This is a genomic window from Pseudomonas sp. SDO5532_S415 (assembly GCF_054071155.1).
Map to the genome: position 1 here is coordinate 1 of NZ_JBSVWS010000380.1, position 316 is coordinate 316.

Annotated in this window: 1 tRNA gene; it reads left to right on the forward strand. The window is 57.3% G+C overall.

From position 1 onward, the window contains the following. Nucleotides 1–108: 108 nt before the first annotated feature. A tRNA-Ala gene (locus tag ACW9HW_RS30180) sits at nt 109–184 on the forward strand. The last annotated feature ends 132 nt before the right edge of the window (nt 185–316 follow it).

Genomic DNA, 316 nt, shown 5'->3' on the forward strand with positions numbered 1-316 from the left:
AGGACACCGCCCTTTCACGGCGGTAACAGGGGTTCGAGTCCCCTAGGGGACGCCAGTTTTACAGAAGCGATGTTGCAAGATGTCGCTCCGCCGCGAGGCGAAAAATCTGGGGCTATAGCTCAGCTGGGAGAGCGCCTGCATGGCATGCAGGAGGTCAGCGGTTCGATCCCGCTTAGCTCCACCAATTTTACAGTTCAAGGTCTGGCCACACCGGCCTTGAATCGATCAGCACTCAGCACTGATCAGTTGTATAGAAGGGTTTGTGTCCCCTTCGTCTAGTGGCCTAGGACACCGCCCTTTCACGGCGGTAACAGGG